This is a genomic window from Aeromonas sp. R2-3, assembly GCF_040908375.1.
Taxonomy (GTDB): Bacteria; Pseudomonadota; Gammaproteobacteria; order Enterobacterales; family Aeromonadaceae; genus Aeromonas; species Aeromonas veronii.
The window spans coordinates 470789-485856 of the sequence record NZ_JBFODP010000032.1 but is presented as its reverse complement, the minus strand read 5'-3'; the positions used below and the strand labels follow the sequence as shown (position 1 = coordinate 485856).

General features: G+C 57.2%; 14 protein-coding genes. 9 read left to right on the top strand and 5 right to left on the bottom strand.

Features of this window, described 5'->3' with window-relative positions:
* Window positions 1–7: 7 nt before the first annotated feature.
* Entirely contained in the window at window positions 8–499 is a 492-nt protein-coding gene (locus AB5Z02_RS19775) for a molybdopterin-dependent oxidoreductase (protein WP_005351410.1), read from the bottom strand.
* A 338-nt stretch (window positions 500–837) separates the two neighbouring features.
* Between AB5Z02_RS19775 and AB5Z02_RS19770 the strand changes: the two genes are divergently transcribed.
* From AB5Z02_RS19770 to AB5Z02_RS19745, 6 genes are all read left to right on the top strand, one after another.
* Window positions 838–1188: an STAS domain-containing protein gene (locus AB5Z02_RS19770; RefSeq protein WP_005333409.1), complete on the top strand. Its 351-nt coding sequence runs from the start codon at window positions 838–840 to the stop codon at window positions 1186–1188.
* A complete protein-coding gene (locus AB5Z02_RS19765; protein WP_106842924.1) occupies window positions 1185–1601 on the top strand; it encodes a hypothetical protein in 417 nt (138 codons plus the stop codon). The genes AB5Z02_RS19770 and AB5Z02_RS19765 overlap by 4 nt, the downstream gene beginning before the upstream one ends.
* Window positions 1602–1619: 18 nt before the next feature.
* Complete coding sequence (locus AB5Z02_RS19760) at window positions 1620–3725, top strand: SLBB domain-containing protein (RefSeq protein ID WP_005360128.1); 2106 nt, start codon at window positions 1620–1622, stop codon at window positions 3723–3725.
* Between the two features lies 1 nt (window position 3726).
* Window positions 3727–4395 (top strand): tyrosine-protein kinase family protein, encoded by a 669-nt coding sequence (locus AB5Z02_RS19755; protein WP_005360129.1) that lies wholly within the window; start codon window positions 3727–3729, stop codon window positions 4393–4395.
* 23 nt (window positions 4396–4418) lie between these two features.
* A complete protein-coding gene (locus AB5Z02_RS19750) occupies window positions 4419–5909 on the top strand; it encodes a SpoIIE family protein phosphatase (RefSeq protein ID WP_368216786.1) in 1491 nt (496 codons plus the stop codon).
* Between the two features lie 80 nt (window positions 5910–5989).
* Entirely contained in the window at window positions 5990–6991 is a 1002-nt protein-coding gene (locus AB5Z02_RS19745) for a glycosyltransferase family 4 protein (protein WP_368216785.1), read from the top strand.
* A 292-nt stretch (window positions 6992–7283) separates the two neighbouring features.
* On the opposite strand, the gene AB5Z02_RS19740 is transcribed toward AB5Z02_RS19745, so the two are convergent.
* From AB5Z02_RS19740 to AB5Z02_RS19730, 3 genes are read right to left on the bottom strand one after another with little or no spacing between them, the layout of a single operon-like run.
* A complete protein-coding gene (locus tag AB5Z02_RS19740; RefSeq protein ID WP_005333398.1) occupies window positions 7284–7919 on the bottom strand; it encodes a sugar transferase in 636 nt (211 codons plus the stop codon).
* Complete coding sequence (locus AB5Z02_RS19735) at window positions 7916–9109, bottom strand: glycosyltransferase family 2 protein (RefSeq protein WP_368216784.1); 1194 nt, start codon at window positions 9107–9109, stop codon at window positions 7916–7918. The genes AB5Z02_RS19740 and AB5Z02_RS19735 overlap by 4 nt, the downstream gene beginning before the upstream one ends.
* 31 nt (window positions 9110–9140) lie before the next feature.
* Entirely contained in the window at window positions 9141–10265 is a 1125-nt protein-coding gene (locus AB5Z02_RS19730) for a glycosyltransferase (protein WP_368216783.1), read from the bottom strand.
* 157 nt (window positions 10266–10422) lie between these two features.
* On the opposite strand from AB5Z02_RS19730, the gene AB5Z02_RS19725 reads away from it, so the two are divergent.
* From AB5Z02_RS19725 to AB5Z02_RS19715, 3 genes are all read left to right on the top strand, one after another.
* On the top strand, window positions 10423–11838 hold the full coding sequence (locus AB5Z02_RS19725; protein ID WP_236303442.1) for a GNVR domain-containing protein: 1416 nt from the start codon (window positions 10423–10425) through the stop codon (window positions 11836–11838).
* Window positions 11839–12292: 454 nt separating this feature from the next.
* Window positions 12293–12913 (top strand): hypothetical protein, encoded by a 621-nt coding sequence (locus AB5Z02_RS19720; RefSeq protein WP_368216781.1) that lies wholly within the window; start codon window positions 12293–12295, stop codon window positions 12911–12913.
* Window positions 12914–13355: 442 nt separating this feature from the next.
* Window positions 13356–13868 (top strand): glutathione binding-like protein, encoded by a 513-nt coding sequence (locus tag AB5Z02_RS19715; RefSeq protein WP_368216780.1) that lies wholly within the window; start codon window positions 13356–13358, stop codon window positions 13866–13868.
* A gap of 196 nt (window positions 13869–14064) precedes the next feature.
* Here AB5Z02_RS19715 and AB5Z02_RS19710 read toward each other — a convergent pair whose 3' ends face one another.
* Window positions 14065–14910 carry a DUF1194 domain-containing protein gene (locus AB5Z02_RS19710; RefSeq protein ID WP_368216779.1) on the bottom strand — a complete coding sequence of 282 codons (846 nt, stop codon included), beginning with the start codon at window positions 14908–14910 and terminating at the stop codon, window positions 14065–14067.
* Window positions 14911–15068 lie beyond the last annotated feature (158 nt).

The window sequence follows — 15068 nt, the reverse complement described above, 5'->3', positions numbered from 1 at the left end:
ATGGGATTTACTCCACTTTTATCGCGCTGATCTGCCAGATAGCCCGACCGTAATAGAGCTTGTTTTGCAGTTCGGGATATTGATCGAACGGATAGACAAGGAACAGCGGCCCTTTGTCACGCACCGATAGTGGCTTGCCATTGATCGTGCGGGCGAGGATGACCCGATACTGCTCGGCATCGCTTGTCGGCACCTGTACCGAGTAGTCATTGAGCGCGGTAATGGTGAGCTGTTTGCCGGTTGCCCCGACCTTGGCCAACACATCTTGCAGCAGCGGGCCGCGAAAGGTCTTGGCTTCGTCATACCAGGGGGTATGGGTTTTGATTTCGTGTACCGGCAGTTGATCCAGCATGGCGCTGTCCCACAGGGCCAGAGCCTGATGAGTGGGGCTGCTGATGGCGCCTTCAACCTTCAACACGGCGCTGTCAGGGGAGGGGGCTGCGTATGCGGTGCCGCAAAGGGCTGCCAGCAGCGGTGCGATGTAAAGGCCTGCTTTCATGATCTCTCCTTCCTGGAAAATGGCGGCATGGGGGCCGAGCCAACGGTGGCTTGCGAAGTGTGTCCAAAGGCAAGCAATAATCGGGCCCAGTCTAATGGGCTTGAATTATCAGCCATTTAGCCTGTTATCAGGCGATCTCGGCCAAGGTGAATTGCAGTTTGCAACGTGCGGGGGAGGTTAATTGCAATTTGGCAATCAAAACGAGGAGTGGGTGTCGGCGAATAAGGCGCAAAGAGTATCATTTGGAGAACAAGTGCCGTGGCACTGCCCGGCATAACATTTGCAGCGTGCTGAATGCCGTGACAGCAAATAGTCTGAGAATCGACAAGGAGCTAGCGATGGAAAGCATGACTTACACCCTTAATGATATCCAGGTAGTGGTACTGGAAAATGAGTTTGACGCGATGGCCGTCAGTGAGCTCCGCCCGTTGTTTGAAACCCTCTCGACCCACCCGGGAGATATCCTGGCCGATATCAGCGATGTTCATTTTATCGACTCGTCGGGGATCGGAGCCTTGGTATTTCTCTATAAAAGATTGATTATGAACGGGCATCAGATGGCCCTTGTCTGCGGACCCGGTCAACCTCATGACCTGCTGGAGATGCTGCATATCGACCGGGTGATCCCCTGCCATGAGAGCATCAAGGCCTATATGCGTTCCCGTGGCATGATGGCCGCTGCATCATGAAACACTTTGGTATCCTGCTCTCGTCCATTCTGCTGTCGGGTTGCGCGCAGTGGCCGCCGGAGGGATATGGCGGCATGGCCGAGGCAAGACCCACCCGTATTCCGGTCAATGAGGATGAACGGCGGGTCTGGTCTCGTTATGATGAGCGTCAGAAGGAACTCGACTTGCAGCTGACGGAATTAAAGCAAGCGAGTCTGCAGGGGTGTATGCCTGCCGAGTTGAAACGACTACAATCTCAACGTATTGATATCGAACGGGATATGCACGGACGGCTCTGGTCGGATGTAGCCTGGCGTCAGACCGTGCTGGCACAATCACTACAACAAGTACGTTTGCGGCTGCAACAGACAACAGCGGATGGCTGTCGTGCTGATTGGTCAGGGCTCCCCTTACGCCAATGGGGGCAGACGTAACAGACGAAAAGGATGTCTATGAAACGGGGCGCTCTCGAAGGATTGATCTGTGTTCTCTTGCTGTTGTTCACCTGCCCGTTACTGGCCTCCACCTTGTTGGCTCCCGGTGATCGGTTGGCCATAGTGCAACCCGGTGAGCCTGCTTTTGATCAGCCTTTCCAGATCAACAAGCAGGGGGAGATTGCACTGCCTGAAGTTGGCAACGTCGTGGTGGGGGGAAAGACCCTGCAACAGGCGGATGAACTGATCCGCACCGCCCTCAAACCTGTTTACAACAACCTCTCTCAATTGACCGTCACCTTGCTGGAGAAGCGGCTGCTGATCAGCGTGATGGGCTATGTCAAAAAACCCGGCAGTTATGATCTGGCGCCCGATGGCAACGTGCAGATGGCCCTCGATGCCGCTGGCGGTCTGGTGCCCGGTGCCCAGCTCAACAATATGCAGGTGCGGCGCGGCAGCACGGTCTCTAGCTTCGACTACAAGCGTTATCTCGATACCGGCGATGCCAGCGTGTTGCCGCCATTGCAATCCCTCGATGTAGTGTTCGTACCAGCCTCTCCGCTGATCGGCAACGTGCAAATAGATTTTGATGCGGCAACCCTGGCGGCAGGCGGGGATGGCGATACCGGCAAGGCGATCAAGGTGTTTGGCGAGGTCAACAGCCCCGGCGCCTTCAGTTTCAAGAGTGGCAACTCCATCGTGGATCTGCTGATGCGGGCAGGTGGGGTAACCCGTTTTGCCGGGGTGGAGCGGATCCGGGTGATCAATGGTGATGCCCCCGAACTGTTCGATCTCAAAGCCTATCTCGACTCCGGCAACAACAAGCTGCTGCCCAATCTGGCGCCGGGCGCCACCATCTTCGTGCCTAAGGATGAAGAGCAGATAAAACGGGGAGCGCGCACCATCTACATCATGGGCGAGGTGTTCAAACCCGGCGCCTATGAGGGGCGGGAAGGGGACTCCTTCCTCGATATTCTGGCCAATGCCGGTGGCCCGACCCGCTATGCCGAGAGTCGCCAGATCCGTTTGCTGCGCACCGATGGCACGATCGAACCCATCGACTTGCAGGCCTATACCGAAGGGATGCAAAAGGCGCTGCCCCAAGTCAAACCCGGTGATGCCATCTTTGTGCCGGAAAAAACTGATATCAACGAGAAGTCCTGGTTGAAAGTGGCACCCGGGCGGGCGGTGATGGTGATGGGGGCGGTGCGGATCCCGGGCCGTTATGAATGGTCTGACGAGATGTCGTTGCTGGATCTGATCGCCCACGCCGGTGGCCCCAACGAGCGGGCCGATATCGCCAAGGTGCAGATCCTGACCGCCGAAGGGGGGCAGGCCACGCCAACCCTGTTTGATCTCGACAAGTTCCTTCATCAGGGCGGGGCGCTGGCCAGCCTGCCGAAGATCCGGGCCGGATTCACCATCATGATCCCCGAGCTGCCCACCGATCCCAGTGACAACAAGTCCCAGTGGGTGCGCCAGTCACCGGACAGTTCCATCTATATCTTCGGTCAGGTCGGGGCCCCCGGTCGCTATGCCTTCAATGAGCAGATGGGCTTTATCGACATCCTGTCGGCCGCCGATGGTCCGACTGCGGCGGCGGATCTGCGCAATGTGCGTATCGCCCATCGCAGTGGCAGCACTGCGCGGGTCAGCAAGCTCGACCTTGCTCTCTACTTTGAAACCGGCGATGAAACCTTGCTGCCCAAGGTGCTGCCCGGCGACTCCATCTACCTGCCGGAGAAGAATCGCCCCTGGCTCGATGAGCCGAAGGAGAACACCATTCGAGTGCTGGGAGCGATAGCCCGTCCCGGTCGCTACCGCTTTGACTCCTCCATGACCCTGCTGGATCTGCTGGCCGAGGCAGGGGGCCCGACCAGCAGCGCCTATATCAAGAAGATTGTGGTGATCAACATGGCCACCAGTGGTCAGGGGGATCAGGCCCGCAGCTTCGATCTCGACGGCTTTGCCAAAGAGCCCGACTTTAGCCAGTTGCCGGTGCTGCGCGCAGGGGACACAGTCTTTATCCCTGACAGCAAGAGCAGTAACTGGGCCATCTTCATGGATGGCATGCGCGACATTTTGACCACGATCTCGGTGGTGGCCCTGGTCGGAACGCTTTGATATGAGCATCCCCATTCAATATCTGGAGCTCGAATCCCTCTACGCGGCGACGGTCGCCCGGGGGATCCGCTCGCTGGCGGTCACCTCGTCGGAAGGGGGAGAGGGGGTGAGCTCCATCTGCGATGCGCTGGCAAGGCGCTCGGAGGCGGATGGGCTGCGCACCCTGCTGGTGGATCTCAACCTCTATCATCCCGGCCGCGCCACGGCGGTTGCCTGGGGGCCCAATGATGTGCCCGAGCCGGTGGCCACTGGCCGCTCCTTGTCCCTGCTCCCGGCGCCGGGCAAGGATCTGATGGCTTTTCGCAACAAGGATACCTTGCGTCAACTGCTGGTTCGCTGGCTCGAGCATTACGATGTGGTGATCTTCGACACTTCGCCGCTCACCGCCCTCAATCGGGGCAATATTCCGGCCGATCAGGTGTGTGGGGCCTGTGAAGGGGCTCTGCTGGTGGTGCTGGCGGGGGTGACGCCGACCACCGTGGTACAAAGTGCGGTGGATAAACTGACTCGTGCCGAGGCCAATCTGATTGGCGCAGTCTATAACGACAAGCTCAACCCGGGGCTGGCCAGCGAGATCCTGCGCGAACTCAACCGGCTGCCCAGCAACCGGGTGACCGAATGGCTCAAGCGCTGGTGCCGGCGCAGTGCCTTGCTCAATTTCCGGATCTGATCGCCCGCTGATGGAGGCCCGATATGGATGACTGGTTGCGATCTGCTCCGGCAACCCTGCAGGCGGTGCGCGAACTGCGCAACCGGCTGGCGCAGGGACTCTCCCTGTTTCAGGTCTCCCCAAAGGATCAAGCCAACTGGCTGCTCTGTTTCAGTGAGCTGGCCACCAATAGCGTCAAACACACAGCTCCTCCCGCGACCCGGCTCTGGCTCACGCTGAAAGAGGATGAAACGGGCTTGAGTTTGATACTGGAGGATGATGGCGGCCCGCAACCCGGTCTTGCCAGTGCGCCGTTACCCGATGAACTGCAGGAGGGGGGATACGGGCTGGCGCTGGTGCACCAGCTGTTTGCCGAGGTGCACTTCTCTCGCGACGGTGATCGCAATCGCGTGACCCTTCGCCAGCAGGGTCCGGTCAACCAGCTGCCGGTGATCGCGGTGATCGACGATGACAAGGTGATGCGTGCCTTGCTCACCGCCTACCTTCATGAGCACTACCGGGTTGAAAGTTATGCCGACTCCCATGCCGCCCTGCTGGCGCTTGGAAAGCAGCCCCCCGCGCTGGTGCTCTCCGATATCGAGATGGAGGGGATCGATGGCTTTGGGCTGCGCCAGCAGTTGATGAAGGATCCCAAGATGAAGGGGGTGCCCTTTATCTTCCTGACCGGTCATCAGGATCAATGGACCCAGAGTCGGGCGGGGGCGCTGGGGATCGATGATTTTCTGGTCAAACCCATCACCAAGCAGGACCTGTTGCTGGCGGTTTCGCGGGTGCTGCAACGCTCGCAGCAGCTCAAGTCGCAATGGGGCGAGCAGCTGGATCAGCGCATGACCTCGGCGCTGCGCCCGTTATTGCCCGCCACCTCCATAGGGGGATACCAGCTGGCGTTGCAAACACGCGCGGCCACCGTGGGGGGCGGGGACTTTCTGCTGGTCAAGGATCGGGTGTTGTGGCTCGGGGATGTGATGGGTCACGATGCGGAAGCCAAGTTTTTTGCCCATGCCTATGCCGGTTATCTGCGAGGCTTGCTGACGGCGCACGATCTGGAGCGCGCCCCCGCCCGTTTGCTGACCATCTTGTCCAATGCGGTTCACAGTGATCCGCTCCTCGGGGCTACCCTGCTCACCACCCTCTGCATTGAACTCGGCAACGAGGGACGGGTGCAGTGGGCCAGTGCGGGCCACCCTGCGCCCTGGCTGGTCGGGCCCGGCACCATCCGTCAGGTCGGCGTGACCGGCCCCTTGCCCGGTTTGCGCCCGGATCCCCACTTCGTGACCAATGAGCGTCAGCTCAAGCCCGGCGAGATCCTGCTGTTCTGGACCGACGGCCTGCTCGATAGCCGTGATGCCGCAGAGCGCCAGCGCTGGGAGTCGCAGCTAAAAGAGATCTGCCTGACTTCGGGGCCCGGTCTTGAGCAACTGGCTCATCGCATTGCCCGCTGGTTTGATGAACGCATCAATGATGCCGCCCTCGATGACATGACCCTCTTGCTGGTCGCCTGTCCCGGAGCCTGATCCTGCCCCTCTTTGCCTGACTGGCCCGCTCTATGCAGCGCCTCATTTCAGGTGGCATGGAGCCACGGGAGGAGGGCCTTATGTTACCCATGCAACAGATCTGGCTGGCCATCGATGCGCGTCAGGTCGGTGGAATAGAAGTTCACATTATCCACTTGGCCAACGATCTGCTGGCCAGGGGATTTCGCCCCACCATAGTGCTGGTGAGCAACCATGGCATGACCCCCTTTACGACCCTGCTCAAACAACAGGGCTTGCCCTACGAGGTGTGCCAAAACAGCCGCGATTTTATGCGCCGTCTGGCCCGCCAGCCTGCCTCTGTGCTGATCCATACCCACGGCTACAAGGCCGGGGTGCTGGGGCGGCTGACAGCCTGGTTCACCGGTAAATCGGTGGTCTCGACTTTTCACAGCGGGGATGACGGAGAGGGGGTGCTGAAGTTTTACAGTTGGCTGGATCGTACCACAGCGCGTTTTGCGAAGTGTATTGCAGTGAGCGAGCCTATCGCTCGCAAATTGCCTGTGCCAAGCACGGTGATCAGCAACTTTGTCCCCATGCCTGCGACGCCGGCTACGGTAACTGGCAACCGGATTGCCTTTGTCGGCCGCCTCTCGCCGGAAAAGGGGCCGGAGGCGTTCTGCCAGCTGGCCGCCTTCTGCCCGGAGGGGGCGTTTCATCTCTACGGGGATGGCCCCATGAAAAGTGCCTTGTTGCAGCAGTATGGTGATCGCGTCCAGCTTCATGGTTTCCAGAACATGGCCAATGAGTGGCACAACATCGACCTGCTCTGCATCACTTCCCGCTTTGAAGGGTTGCCGCTGGTGGCCCTGGAGGCGATGGCTCACGGCATACCGGTTTGTACCTTTGCGGTGGGGGGCCTGGTCAATCTGATCGACCATAAATCCAATGGCTGGCTGGTGGAGCCCGGCCATGTGAGGGATATGGCGGAGCTGGTCAACTACTGGCTGCGCAGCGATGGGGTGGTGCGCAGCAAAATGAGTCAGGCGGCCCGCAACACCATAGCCCGCGGGTACAGCGTCAACAACAGAGTGACCGATATTCTGGCTGTCTACGGCGCCTGAATCCCCAAGGGGAAACCCGCCAAAAACGAGTGGCCGCTGGCTACTCGTTTTTTTATGTGCCGGTGTTAGGGGTTGCAGGGGGCGGATTGCTTCTGTGATCACGCAACGCTCGGGTTTCTGCTGTTGGTAAAACTGGCATCAGGCCTTTGGATGGGGCCAGATGATGGCGATCAGGTCGCTGACTTCTCGGTGATCAACGTTGATTTGCCACAAGGATGCGCCATAAAAAAGGCCATTGCAGTGACAATGGCCTGATGGGCGTTGAGATGTGGTTGAGGTTGGTGCGGCGGGATTAGCGCCCCTTCTTGCCAACCATGATGGCAATCGTCTTGCCGATGATATGCACATCCTGCACCAGCCAGCGCCAGGGGTGGAGCAGGGCGACCGAGTAGGCCAGATCGAACGCCAGCTTGCTGCGCACATCATCGAGTGACTCGTCGTAACCCTGATTGACCTGTGCCAGACCGGTAATACCGGGGGCCACTTCATAGGTGCGTTCGATAAAGTACGGCACCGCATCTTCCAGCCGGTTGGCGATCCCGGGTCGCTCCGGACGGGGGCCGATCAGCGACATCTCCCCCTTGAGCACATTGATAAACTGCGGCAGCTCATCGAGCCGGGTTTTGCGCAGAAAGTCGCCGCTGCGGGTGATCCGGCTGTCCCCCTTGCCACACCAGACCGGCCCGGTGGCCGCCTCGGCGTCGGCGCGCATGGTGCGAAACTTGATCATGAAAAAGAGCTCGGTATGGGTGGCGTGGCTGCGCCCGATCCGCAGCTGACGAAAGAACACAGGCCCCGGGCTATCGAGCCGGATGGCCAACATGATCAGCGGCCACAGCGGCAGCGTCAGCAGCAGGCCAAGAGTGGCACCGAGCAGATCCATGCTGCGTTTGACCACCAGGGTCAATCTTGGAATGGGGTGTGTCATACGGCTTTCTCCTGTGACATGAAACGTATGGGGACGCGCAGGCAGTAGCGCAGGGTGCCCATGCCGTTGTACCAGTGTCCGAGTACCAGATAGTGGATCTTGCGAAACAGATTGGGCCAGGGGTGCACAGGGGTCAGCTGGATCAGGATGATCAGCAGATACCCCAGCAGTTGCAGCCCCAGCAACAGCTGAAATAGCAGGTATTGGGTGGCCAGCGGGATGGCGCAGAGCCACAGCAGGGTCAGGCAGAGCGGCATCAACACCCGCAGCCCCTTGCCACTGGCAAAGTTGAAGGCAACCCAGCCGAACTTGGGGTGCAGCAGGGGCAGCAACCGCAACAGCTGCTGGGTGTTGCCAGCCCCGATCCGCTTGCGCCGTGTCGCCTCCAGCTCGGCATTGGAAACTTCCAGCTCCAGTGCGGCGCAGCGATTGTCATAGACCGCCCGATACCCCTTGGCGATGGCCTGCATCGGCAGGATGAAATCGTCGTTGATGGTATCGGCGGCCAGCGGGGTGAGGCACTCCCGGCGCATCATGTAAAAGGCCCCGTGAGCCCCCAGCATGCCACCAAGGGCCGACTCGCAGAGCTTGATCTGGCTTTGATAGTGCCAGTAACTCTCCTCGCCCTGAGAGCCTGGTTGCCAGAAGCGGTATGCTTCCCCGACCACCCCTACCTTGGGATCGGCAAAATGGGCGACCGCCAGCAGCAGGCTGTCGATGGGCAGCAGGGCCGAGACATCGGTGAGGGCCACCAGATCGCTGTGCACCCGGGTCATGGCCTCATTGAGCACGGCGACCTTGCCGCGATTGCGGGGGTGATCAAACAGCCTGATCTGCAACTGCTGCAGGGCGGGATCACCGAGCTGGCTTAGCGCAATGGGGTAACTGTTGTCGCTGCAGCCGTCGAAATGCACATGCACCCACAGCTTGTCGGCGGGGTAATCGAGGCTGGCGAGGTTTTGCAGCTTGGCCGCGATGGTCGCCGCCTCGTTGTAGACCGGCATCAGCAGGGTGATGGTCGGCAGCGCCTCATCGGCGGCCTCTGCTTTGAATCCCCGGTCCAGGGGGCGGGGCGGATTGGCTACCTTGCGCGCCTGCCGACCACCGAATTTGAGCAGCAGGGGATAGCCGACATGGTGGTAGACCACCAGTACAGCGCACAGCCAGAAAACGATCATGATCCATTCCATGGGATGCTCCTCTGGTCATCGGGTCGCTTGATCAGCGGCTGTAGAGCTGCTGATAGGCCTGAGCCATCCGGCTCAAGCTGCTTTGCTTGCACACAAACTCACGGGTGACGGCACGCAGGCTATGGCAGTGCAGCAACCCTTGTGCCAGAAGCTGGGCAAGGCGGCCGGGATCCCGCTCCGACAGGATATGGCCGCTGGCCTGACAGACGATCTCTCTGGCCGCCCCCACGTCGCTCATCACCACCGGCACCCCGCACGCCTGTGCTTCCAGCACGCAAAGCGGCATCCCCTCCGCCAGTGAGGGGAGGCAGAAGAGATCCAGCCCCTGATAGAAGCGCGGCATGTTTTCGACCAGCCCCAGAAAATGGACCCGATGGGCGATCCCCAGTTGCTGACACTGTTGTTGCAACGCATTTTGCAAACTGCCGACCCCTGCCAACGCAAGATGCACCTCTTCCGGCAGGGCGCGGATCGCCTCCAGCAGCAAGGTGTGACCCTTGACCGACTCAAGGCGGGCGGCGCAGCCAATCAACTTGACCCCTTGCGGCAATCCCATCTCCTGACGGGCGAGGGCGGCGGCGCCCGGGGCAAAGCGCCGCTCATCGATGCCGTTGGGGATCACGGTTGGCGACAGCTGGCCCAGCTTGGTCAGCTTGGCCAGCAGTTGGTTGGCCACCGGCGTGGCATCGGCCACCAGAATGGGGTTGAAGGCGCGCAGCCCCCACAGGGCCAGCGTGCGCTGATGGGGATCATCGAGATACCAGGCATCGTGCTCGGTGTGTACCAGGGTGGGCACCCGGGCCAGCCGACTGGCCAGACCGCCATAGAGCATGGGCCCCAGATGGTGAGTATGTACCGCGACGGGCTTGAGCTGGCGCAGCAGTCGGGTGAGCCGCCAGAGGGTCGCCAGCGACCAGCCCGCGGGCTTTTCCAGACAGTGAATATTGCCTGCGAAGGGACGCAGGGCGGGCCACGCCCTTAATACATCCCCTTTGCGCCCTTCGAGGGAGATGATATGCACCGGTTGCTCGGCAGGGCTCGCTTGCGTGAGGTTGAGCACCATGGTCTCCAGCCCGCCGGGCTGCAGGTGCTGCACGATTTGTACGATGGAGCTTCTGCGGGGATAGGGTCTGTGCGACGGGGTTGATGACAACATGGTTCGCGCTCCGGCAAGGGAAGGGGTGACACCCCGGATAGCGGGAGAATGCGAATCTTGTACCACTCTTGCGATCTGCCCACAGAGGCGATCAGCTCCTCTGGTGGCACTGCCCTTGCATCGTGCGGGGGGAGGGCTTTTCTCAGGGAGTGATGCCATGCCTGTCCAGTTCTATTACAACCTCTACATCATTCTCTTTGCCGCCTGGCGCCGTCGCTATCTGCTGGTGATCCCGGTACTGGTGATGCCGCTGGTGGGCGTGACGGTCGGCCTGCTCACCCCCAAGGAGTATGAGAGCCGCACCACCTTTATGGTGCCGCAAGATGCCAACCAGACCCCGACCCTCAAGGATCTGATCACTCAGGAGAGTCTCAAGGATCGCTTTGCGGTGCTCGAAGCCCTGCTGCGCAGCCGTTATGTGCTGGATGGGGTAGCGCGGGATCGCGGTCTGGTCAATGACGAGACCCCCCCAGCTCAGCGCGATGCCATTATGGACTGGCTCTCGAGTGCCGTCTCGCTGCGGCTGATTGGCGATGAGGTGATCGAGATAAAGGTCAAAGCGGATTCGGCGGCCAACAGCGCCGGTTTGCTCGAAGCCATTTCACGGCGCTTTTTCTTCAACCTGCTCAGCAAGGGGCGCCAGTCGGCGGAATCGTCCGAACGTTTTCTGCAAAGCCAGCTCGACAGTCGCCGCAGCGAACTGCAAGAGGCCGAGCAGCTGCTCGCCGACTTCAAACGGGAGCATGCCAGCGCCTTGCCCCAGCAGCAGAGTACCAACGTCGCCCGTCTCTATGGTTTGCAGGAGCGCTATGCCGAGAGCCTGATCACCTTGCAGCAGGCCAAGGCCCGGGTCGATCAGCTCTCGCTGGGGCAGGAGAGCCAGCTGGCCCGCCAACTGGATGAGAAGCTGCAACTGATGCGCACCGAGCTGGTGTTGCTGCGGGCTCGCTACAGCGACGAGCACAGCAAGGTGCAGAGTCTGCGCTATCAGATTGATCAGTTGCAGCAGGAGTTTGAGCAGCTCAAATCCCAGCCGGATATGGCGCGCGGGCCCGAGTGGCAGCTGGCCCAGACGCAGCTGACGGAGGCGGAGCAAAACGCCGCCGGCTTGAAGAGTCAGCTGGATGGGCTGGACAAGGTGGTCGACTCCCAGGGGGATACCGAACGCCAGCTCGCCGAACTGGAGCGGGATCTGGCGGTCAAACGCACCCTCTATCAGGATTTGCTGCTGCGCTATGAGAAGGCCAAGGTGACCGGCGATCTGGGCAACTTCGAGCAGGGGGAGCGGATCAAGGTGATCGACAAACCCTTCGCCCCCAGCAAGCCGAGCAACTACCCGCTCTGGCTTTTTTTGCTGGCGGGCATTGTCGGCGGGCTGGGGCTCGGCTGCGGTCTGGCACTGGTGGCCGAACTGGCGGATGCCAGCCTGCGCCGCTCCGATCAATTGGCCGCTCTGGTCAAGGCGCCGGTGCTAAGCCGCATTCCCTACTGCGAGCCGGTGCCGGACTATCCATCCCACAGTGATCATGCGCTGGATGGGCAGGTGCTGCCCATGTCACCAGAGCCGGGGTGATTGCCGTAAAAGCGGGCTATCAGCCTGAATCTGGATATTTCTGAACAGGCCTTGTGATAAGGCCTTTTTTATATCGTGCAGATGGCTGAAATGACTTTCAGTTATTCACATTATTTTTGATTGAGAAAGTAGAGGAGGCCAGTGCTTCTATTTACTGTGGTTTTATACAGTGATAAGGTTGGAGTCAGACAAGAGGTGTGATGATTTCTCAAAAAACGAATTTATATTGTTAGTTGATTGACTTTAAATATATTTCATTTTGTATGACTGGGGGGCTTATATGGAAGGTGGTTATAAATGATCCCCCTGACTTTAATTTAATAACTATTAAATGCCACTGTAATATATATAAGGTCATGAGAGATATGATGAAAAAATGTGGTATGCCTGTGCCTGCGTAACGTTTCTGGTGCTAACATTATATTTTGTACAATTTGTGATCTATGAGATCCCAATGTTTTCTAACAAACAAGGTGATTGGGGCAGTTTTGGTTCATATGCAAGTGGAACTCTGGGACCTTTATTTGCATTTCTGGCTTATATTGGTATTCGTGAGCAAGTATCGCAACAACGAGACGTAATTACTGAGCAACAAAAGCAAAAAGCTTTGGATGACCATCTCAATCGTACAAAGGAAACATTTGAAAAAATATATATTCATTCATGTTCAAGTATCGCTCCTTTGGATCGTTATTGTAAGATTTCCTTGGCAAATTTCACTAAATTTGAATTATCTAGAAAGTTAAGTGATATTGATACGCTGACCATTATAGATGACATAATTGATGCTGGTCGTTTATTACATGGCGCGGAGTTTGTTTATAAGAACTATCTCCATCTTATTGAGCAATCAGTTGAGCATCTTGATATAGAATGTCCATTACATGAGCATAAATGGGTAGCTACAACGACTTGGCGTGGTTTTCAAAAGAATGCAATGTTTATAAATGTTTTAGCGCAAAAAGCTATCCGAGATGTTATTAATCCAAATCAAGACATGTTTAGTCATGAACAAGGAGAACTTCTCACTTATATAAGTGCATGTGAACGGTGGAAAAAAATTGGAAACAGTTAGGATTAGGTTTTTAGGGATTAAACAAATTAATTAAGAGGGATTCGCAATTCGTGGTATTTGTGACTTGGTTCTGCTTCCGTGATTACGGCACAATGTATTAGGATTAGTGGCGGTTCGTAGCTCGTAGGTTCGATTAGCCGGTAGGCGTAATCGGACGCTCGCGGTGACACTCCACGTCAATATGGCAATAACGTAACGACCGGTGCCAGTTCGAGAGTCAGTTTTTGGTGGGGCGAAGTGGTAATCTGGGCTGTTTTTGGTGAGTTAAAGAGAAATATTGTAGGAAGACCGCGAACGTCCGATTACGCTGCGCTAATCGAACCTACGGCCCTATAATGCTTTTTAAGCATCAACAGAAAGGAGTCTGTCTTGTTCAAGCAGACTATGAACTGTTGTTGGTTGATAAAAAACTAATAGTCAAAATTCACCTGATTATTTGAAGTTGAATCCAGCAGGTCGTATTCCAACATTAGTCGTTGATGGTCAGCCTATTTTTGAAAGTGCTGCAATCTGCATTCATATTTGTGAGTTGCATCCAGAGTATGAATTAATACCTTCTTTCAGCGACCCAAAACGACCATTGTTTTTCCAATGGTTAGCATTTCTAAATAACACACTCCAAGCTGAGTTGATGGTTCGTTACTATCCCCATCGACATACAACTGATGAAGCATCGATACCTAGTATGGTAGCGGCGCAGGATAAGCGTATAACAGAGGCTTTATCTATCATCAACGATCAGCTAAGAGATAACGAATATTTGTTAGGCGATAAATTGTCGGCATGTGATTATTTTTTATTCATGCTTGCAGGGTGGTCTTTACCAATTAAGCGGTCACCTATGACCTTTCATCACTTAGCTTTGTACTTAAAATGTCTCAGTAATAATCCGACGGTAAGAGCAGTTTGTAAAACTGAGGGAATAGACCTGACTCCCTTTGAGTCATACTTATGACAAGCGGTTCAAGGGGGGCGTTAACTAGTTTCTTATTCAGTCTCATAGAAATGTGGTAGTAGCGTTATATGTGAGTTTGGACGTAATACGTAGACACTTATCAAAAGTAAATTGGTGTCTTGAATGTTTCAGGCTATAACCGCAGCAAAAAATCAGGGAGCCATAGCTCCCTAATCGCGACACACGGGGTGATAAATCAGCCGATGGCGGGTGCCAGTTGCCCGTTGGCGGGCTGCAGGCGTCCCTGATTACGGCGTTGATAGCGCCAGGCCAGCAGTAGCGGCATACCGAGCAGCAGCTGGGCGGCCAGCGGGATCTCCTCGATGGGGGCGGCCAGTGCCCCTTCCGGAATAATGCCCCCCTCAATTTCGGCCGCCAGTTTGAGCTCCAGCGCATTGCCAAAGTCGGCGAAGGTGGTGGCATTGATGACAAATGCATCCTGACCGCCCGCCACGTTCTCCACATACCACTCTTGCAGCACCCCATCGGCATAGTCCTGACCTATGGTGATGCCGTTGATGGTATCGATGCCGGAGGCGAGCAGTTGATCCCGTACGGTAGAGGTATCCAGCCCGTTGTTCTGGATACCGTCACCCGACACATCCATCACCTGGCGGGCGGCGGTGTAGTTGTTGGTATCAAACTGCTGGGCACCAAAGGCCATGGCCGAACCGGGGGCCGTCATCCCCGCATAGGGGCGCACCAGGTTGTCCAGCGTGGCGGCAAAGTTGTTGATGGAGGTCATGTCGTAGAGGTGGAACCAGTCGGTCATCAGACTTTGCTGGTTGCTGCTGCTCCACATCACCATCTGCACGGCGATGGATCCCAGCTTGCCGCCGCTGGTATCGAGGATGGCGCTTTGTACATCCTGACTGTAAAAGGCGTCCACATAGCCCTGTAATTGCAGATTGAATTCCGATGAACTGACGCTGCCCGACACATCCATCAGCAGTTGCAGTTCGGTATCGACTTGGGTCAAGGCGTATGCGGGGGAGGTTACCAACAACATCCCCAGCAGCCCTGCCAACGGTTTGAGTTTCATTGCCCACTCCTTCTCCTTGGCGCTAGTGCCAGCAGGGGGAATGAATAAAGCGTGCCAGCTTTGTTGCATCCTCTGACTTGGCTTGGTCCGGGTGAGGCTGGGCAGGCATGGAACTTGCGAGAACTTGCGTCAGCGGTCAAAAGCGCTGATAACCGGCA

Bases quoted from the DNA above. Each gene is read 5' to 3' on its own strand.
- AB5Z02_RS19775 (WP_005351410.1), bottom strand. From the start codon at position 499: ATGAAAGCAGGCCTTTACATCGCACCGCTGCTGGCAGCCCTTTGCGGC.
- AB5Z02_RS19770 (WP_005333409.1), top strand. From the start codon at position 838: ATGGAAAGCATGACTTACACCCTTAATGATATCCAGGTAGTGGTACTG.
- AB5Z02_RS19765 (WP_106842924.1), top strand. From the start codon at position 1,185: ATGAAACACTTTGGTATCCTGCTCTCGTCCATTCTGCTGTCGGGTTGC.
- AB5Z02_RS19760 (WP_005360128.1), top strand. From the start codon at position 1,620: ATGAAACGGGGCGCTCTCGAAGGATTGATCTGTGTTCTCTTGCTGTTG.
- AB5Z02_RS19755 (WP_005360129.1), top strand. From the start codon at position 3,727: ATGAGCATCCCCATTCAATATCTGGAGCTCGAATCCCTCTACGCGGCG.
- AB5Z02_RS19750 (WP_368216786.1), top strand. From the start codon at position 4,419: ATGGATGACTGGTTGCGATCTGCTCCGGCAACCCTGCAGGCGGTGCGC.
- AB5Z02_RS19745 (WP_368216785.1), top strand. From the start codon at position 5,990: ATGTTACCCATGCAACAGATCTGGCTGGCCATCGATGCGCGTCAGGTC.
- AB5Z02_RS19740 (WP_005333398.1), bottom strand. From the start codon at position 7,919: ATGACACACCCCATTCCAAGATTGACCCTGGTGGTCAAACGCAGCATG.
- AB5Z02_RS19735 (WP_368216784.1), bottom strand. From the start codon at position 9,109: ATGGAATGGATCATGATCGTTTTCTGGCTGTGCGCTGTACTGGTGGTC.
- AB5Z02_RS19730 (WP_368216783.1), bottom strand. From the start codon at position 10,265: ATGTTGTCATCAACCCCGTCGCACAGACCCTATCCCCGCAGAAGCTCC.
- AB5Z02_RS19725 (WP_236303442.1), top strand. From the start codon at position 10,423: ATGCCTGTCCAGTTCTATTACAACCTCTACATCATTCTCTTTGCCGCC.
- AB5Z02_RS19720 (WP_368216781.1), top strand. From the start codon at position 12,293: ATGTTTTCTAACAAACAAGGTGATTGGGGCAGTTTTGGTTCATATGCA.
- AB5Z02_RS19710 (WP_368216779.1), bottom strand. From the start codon at position 14,910: ATGAAACTCAAACCGTTGGCAGGGCTGCTGGGGATGTTGTTGGTAACC.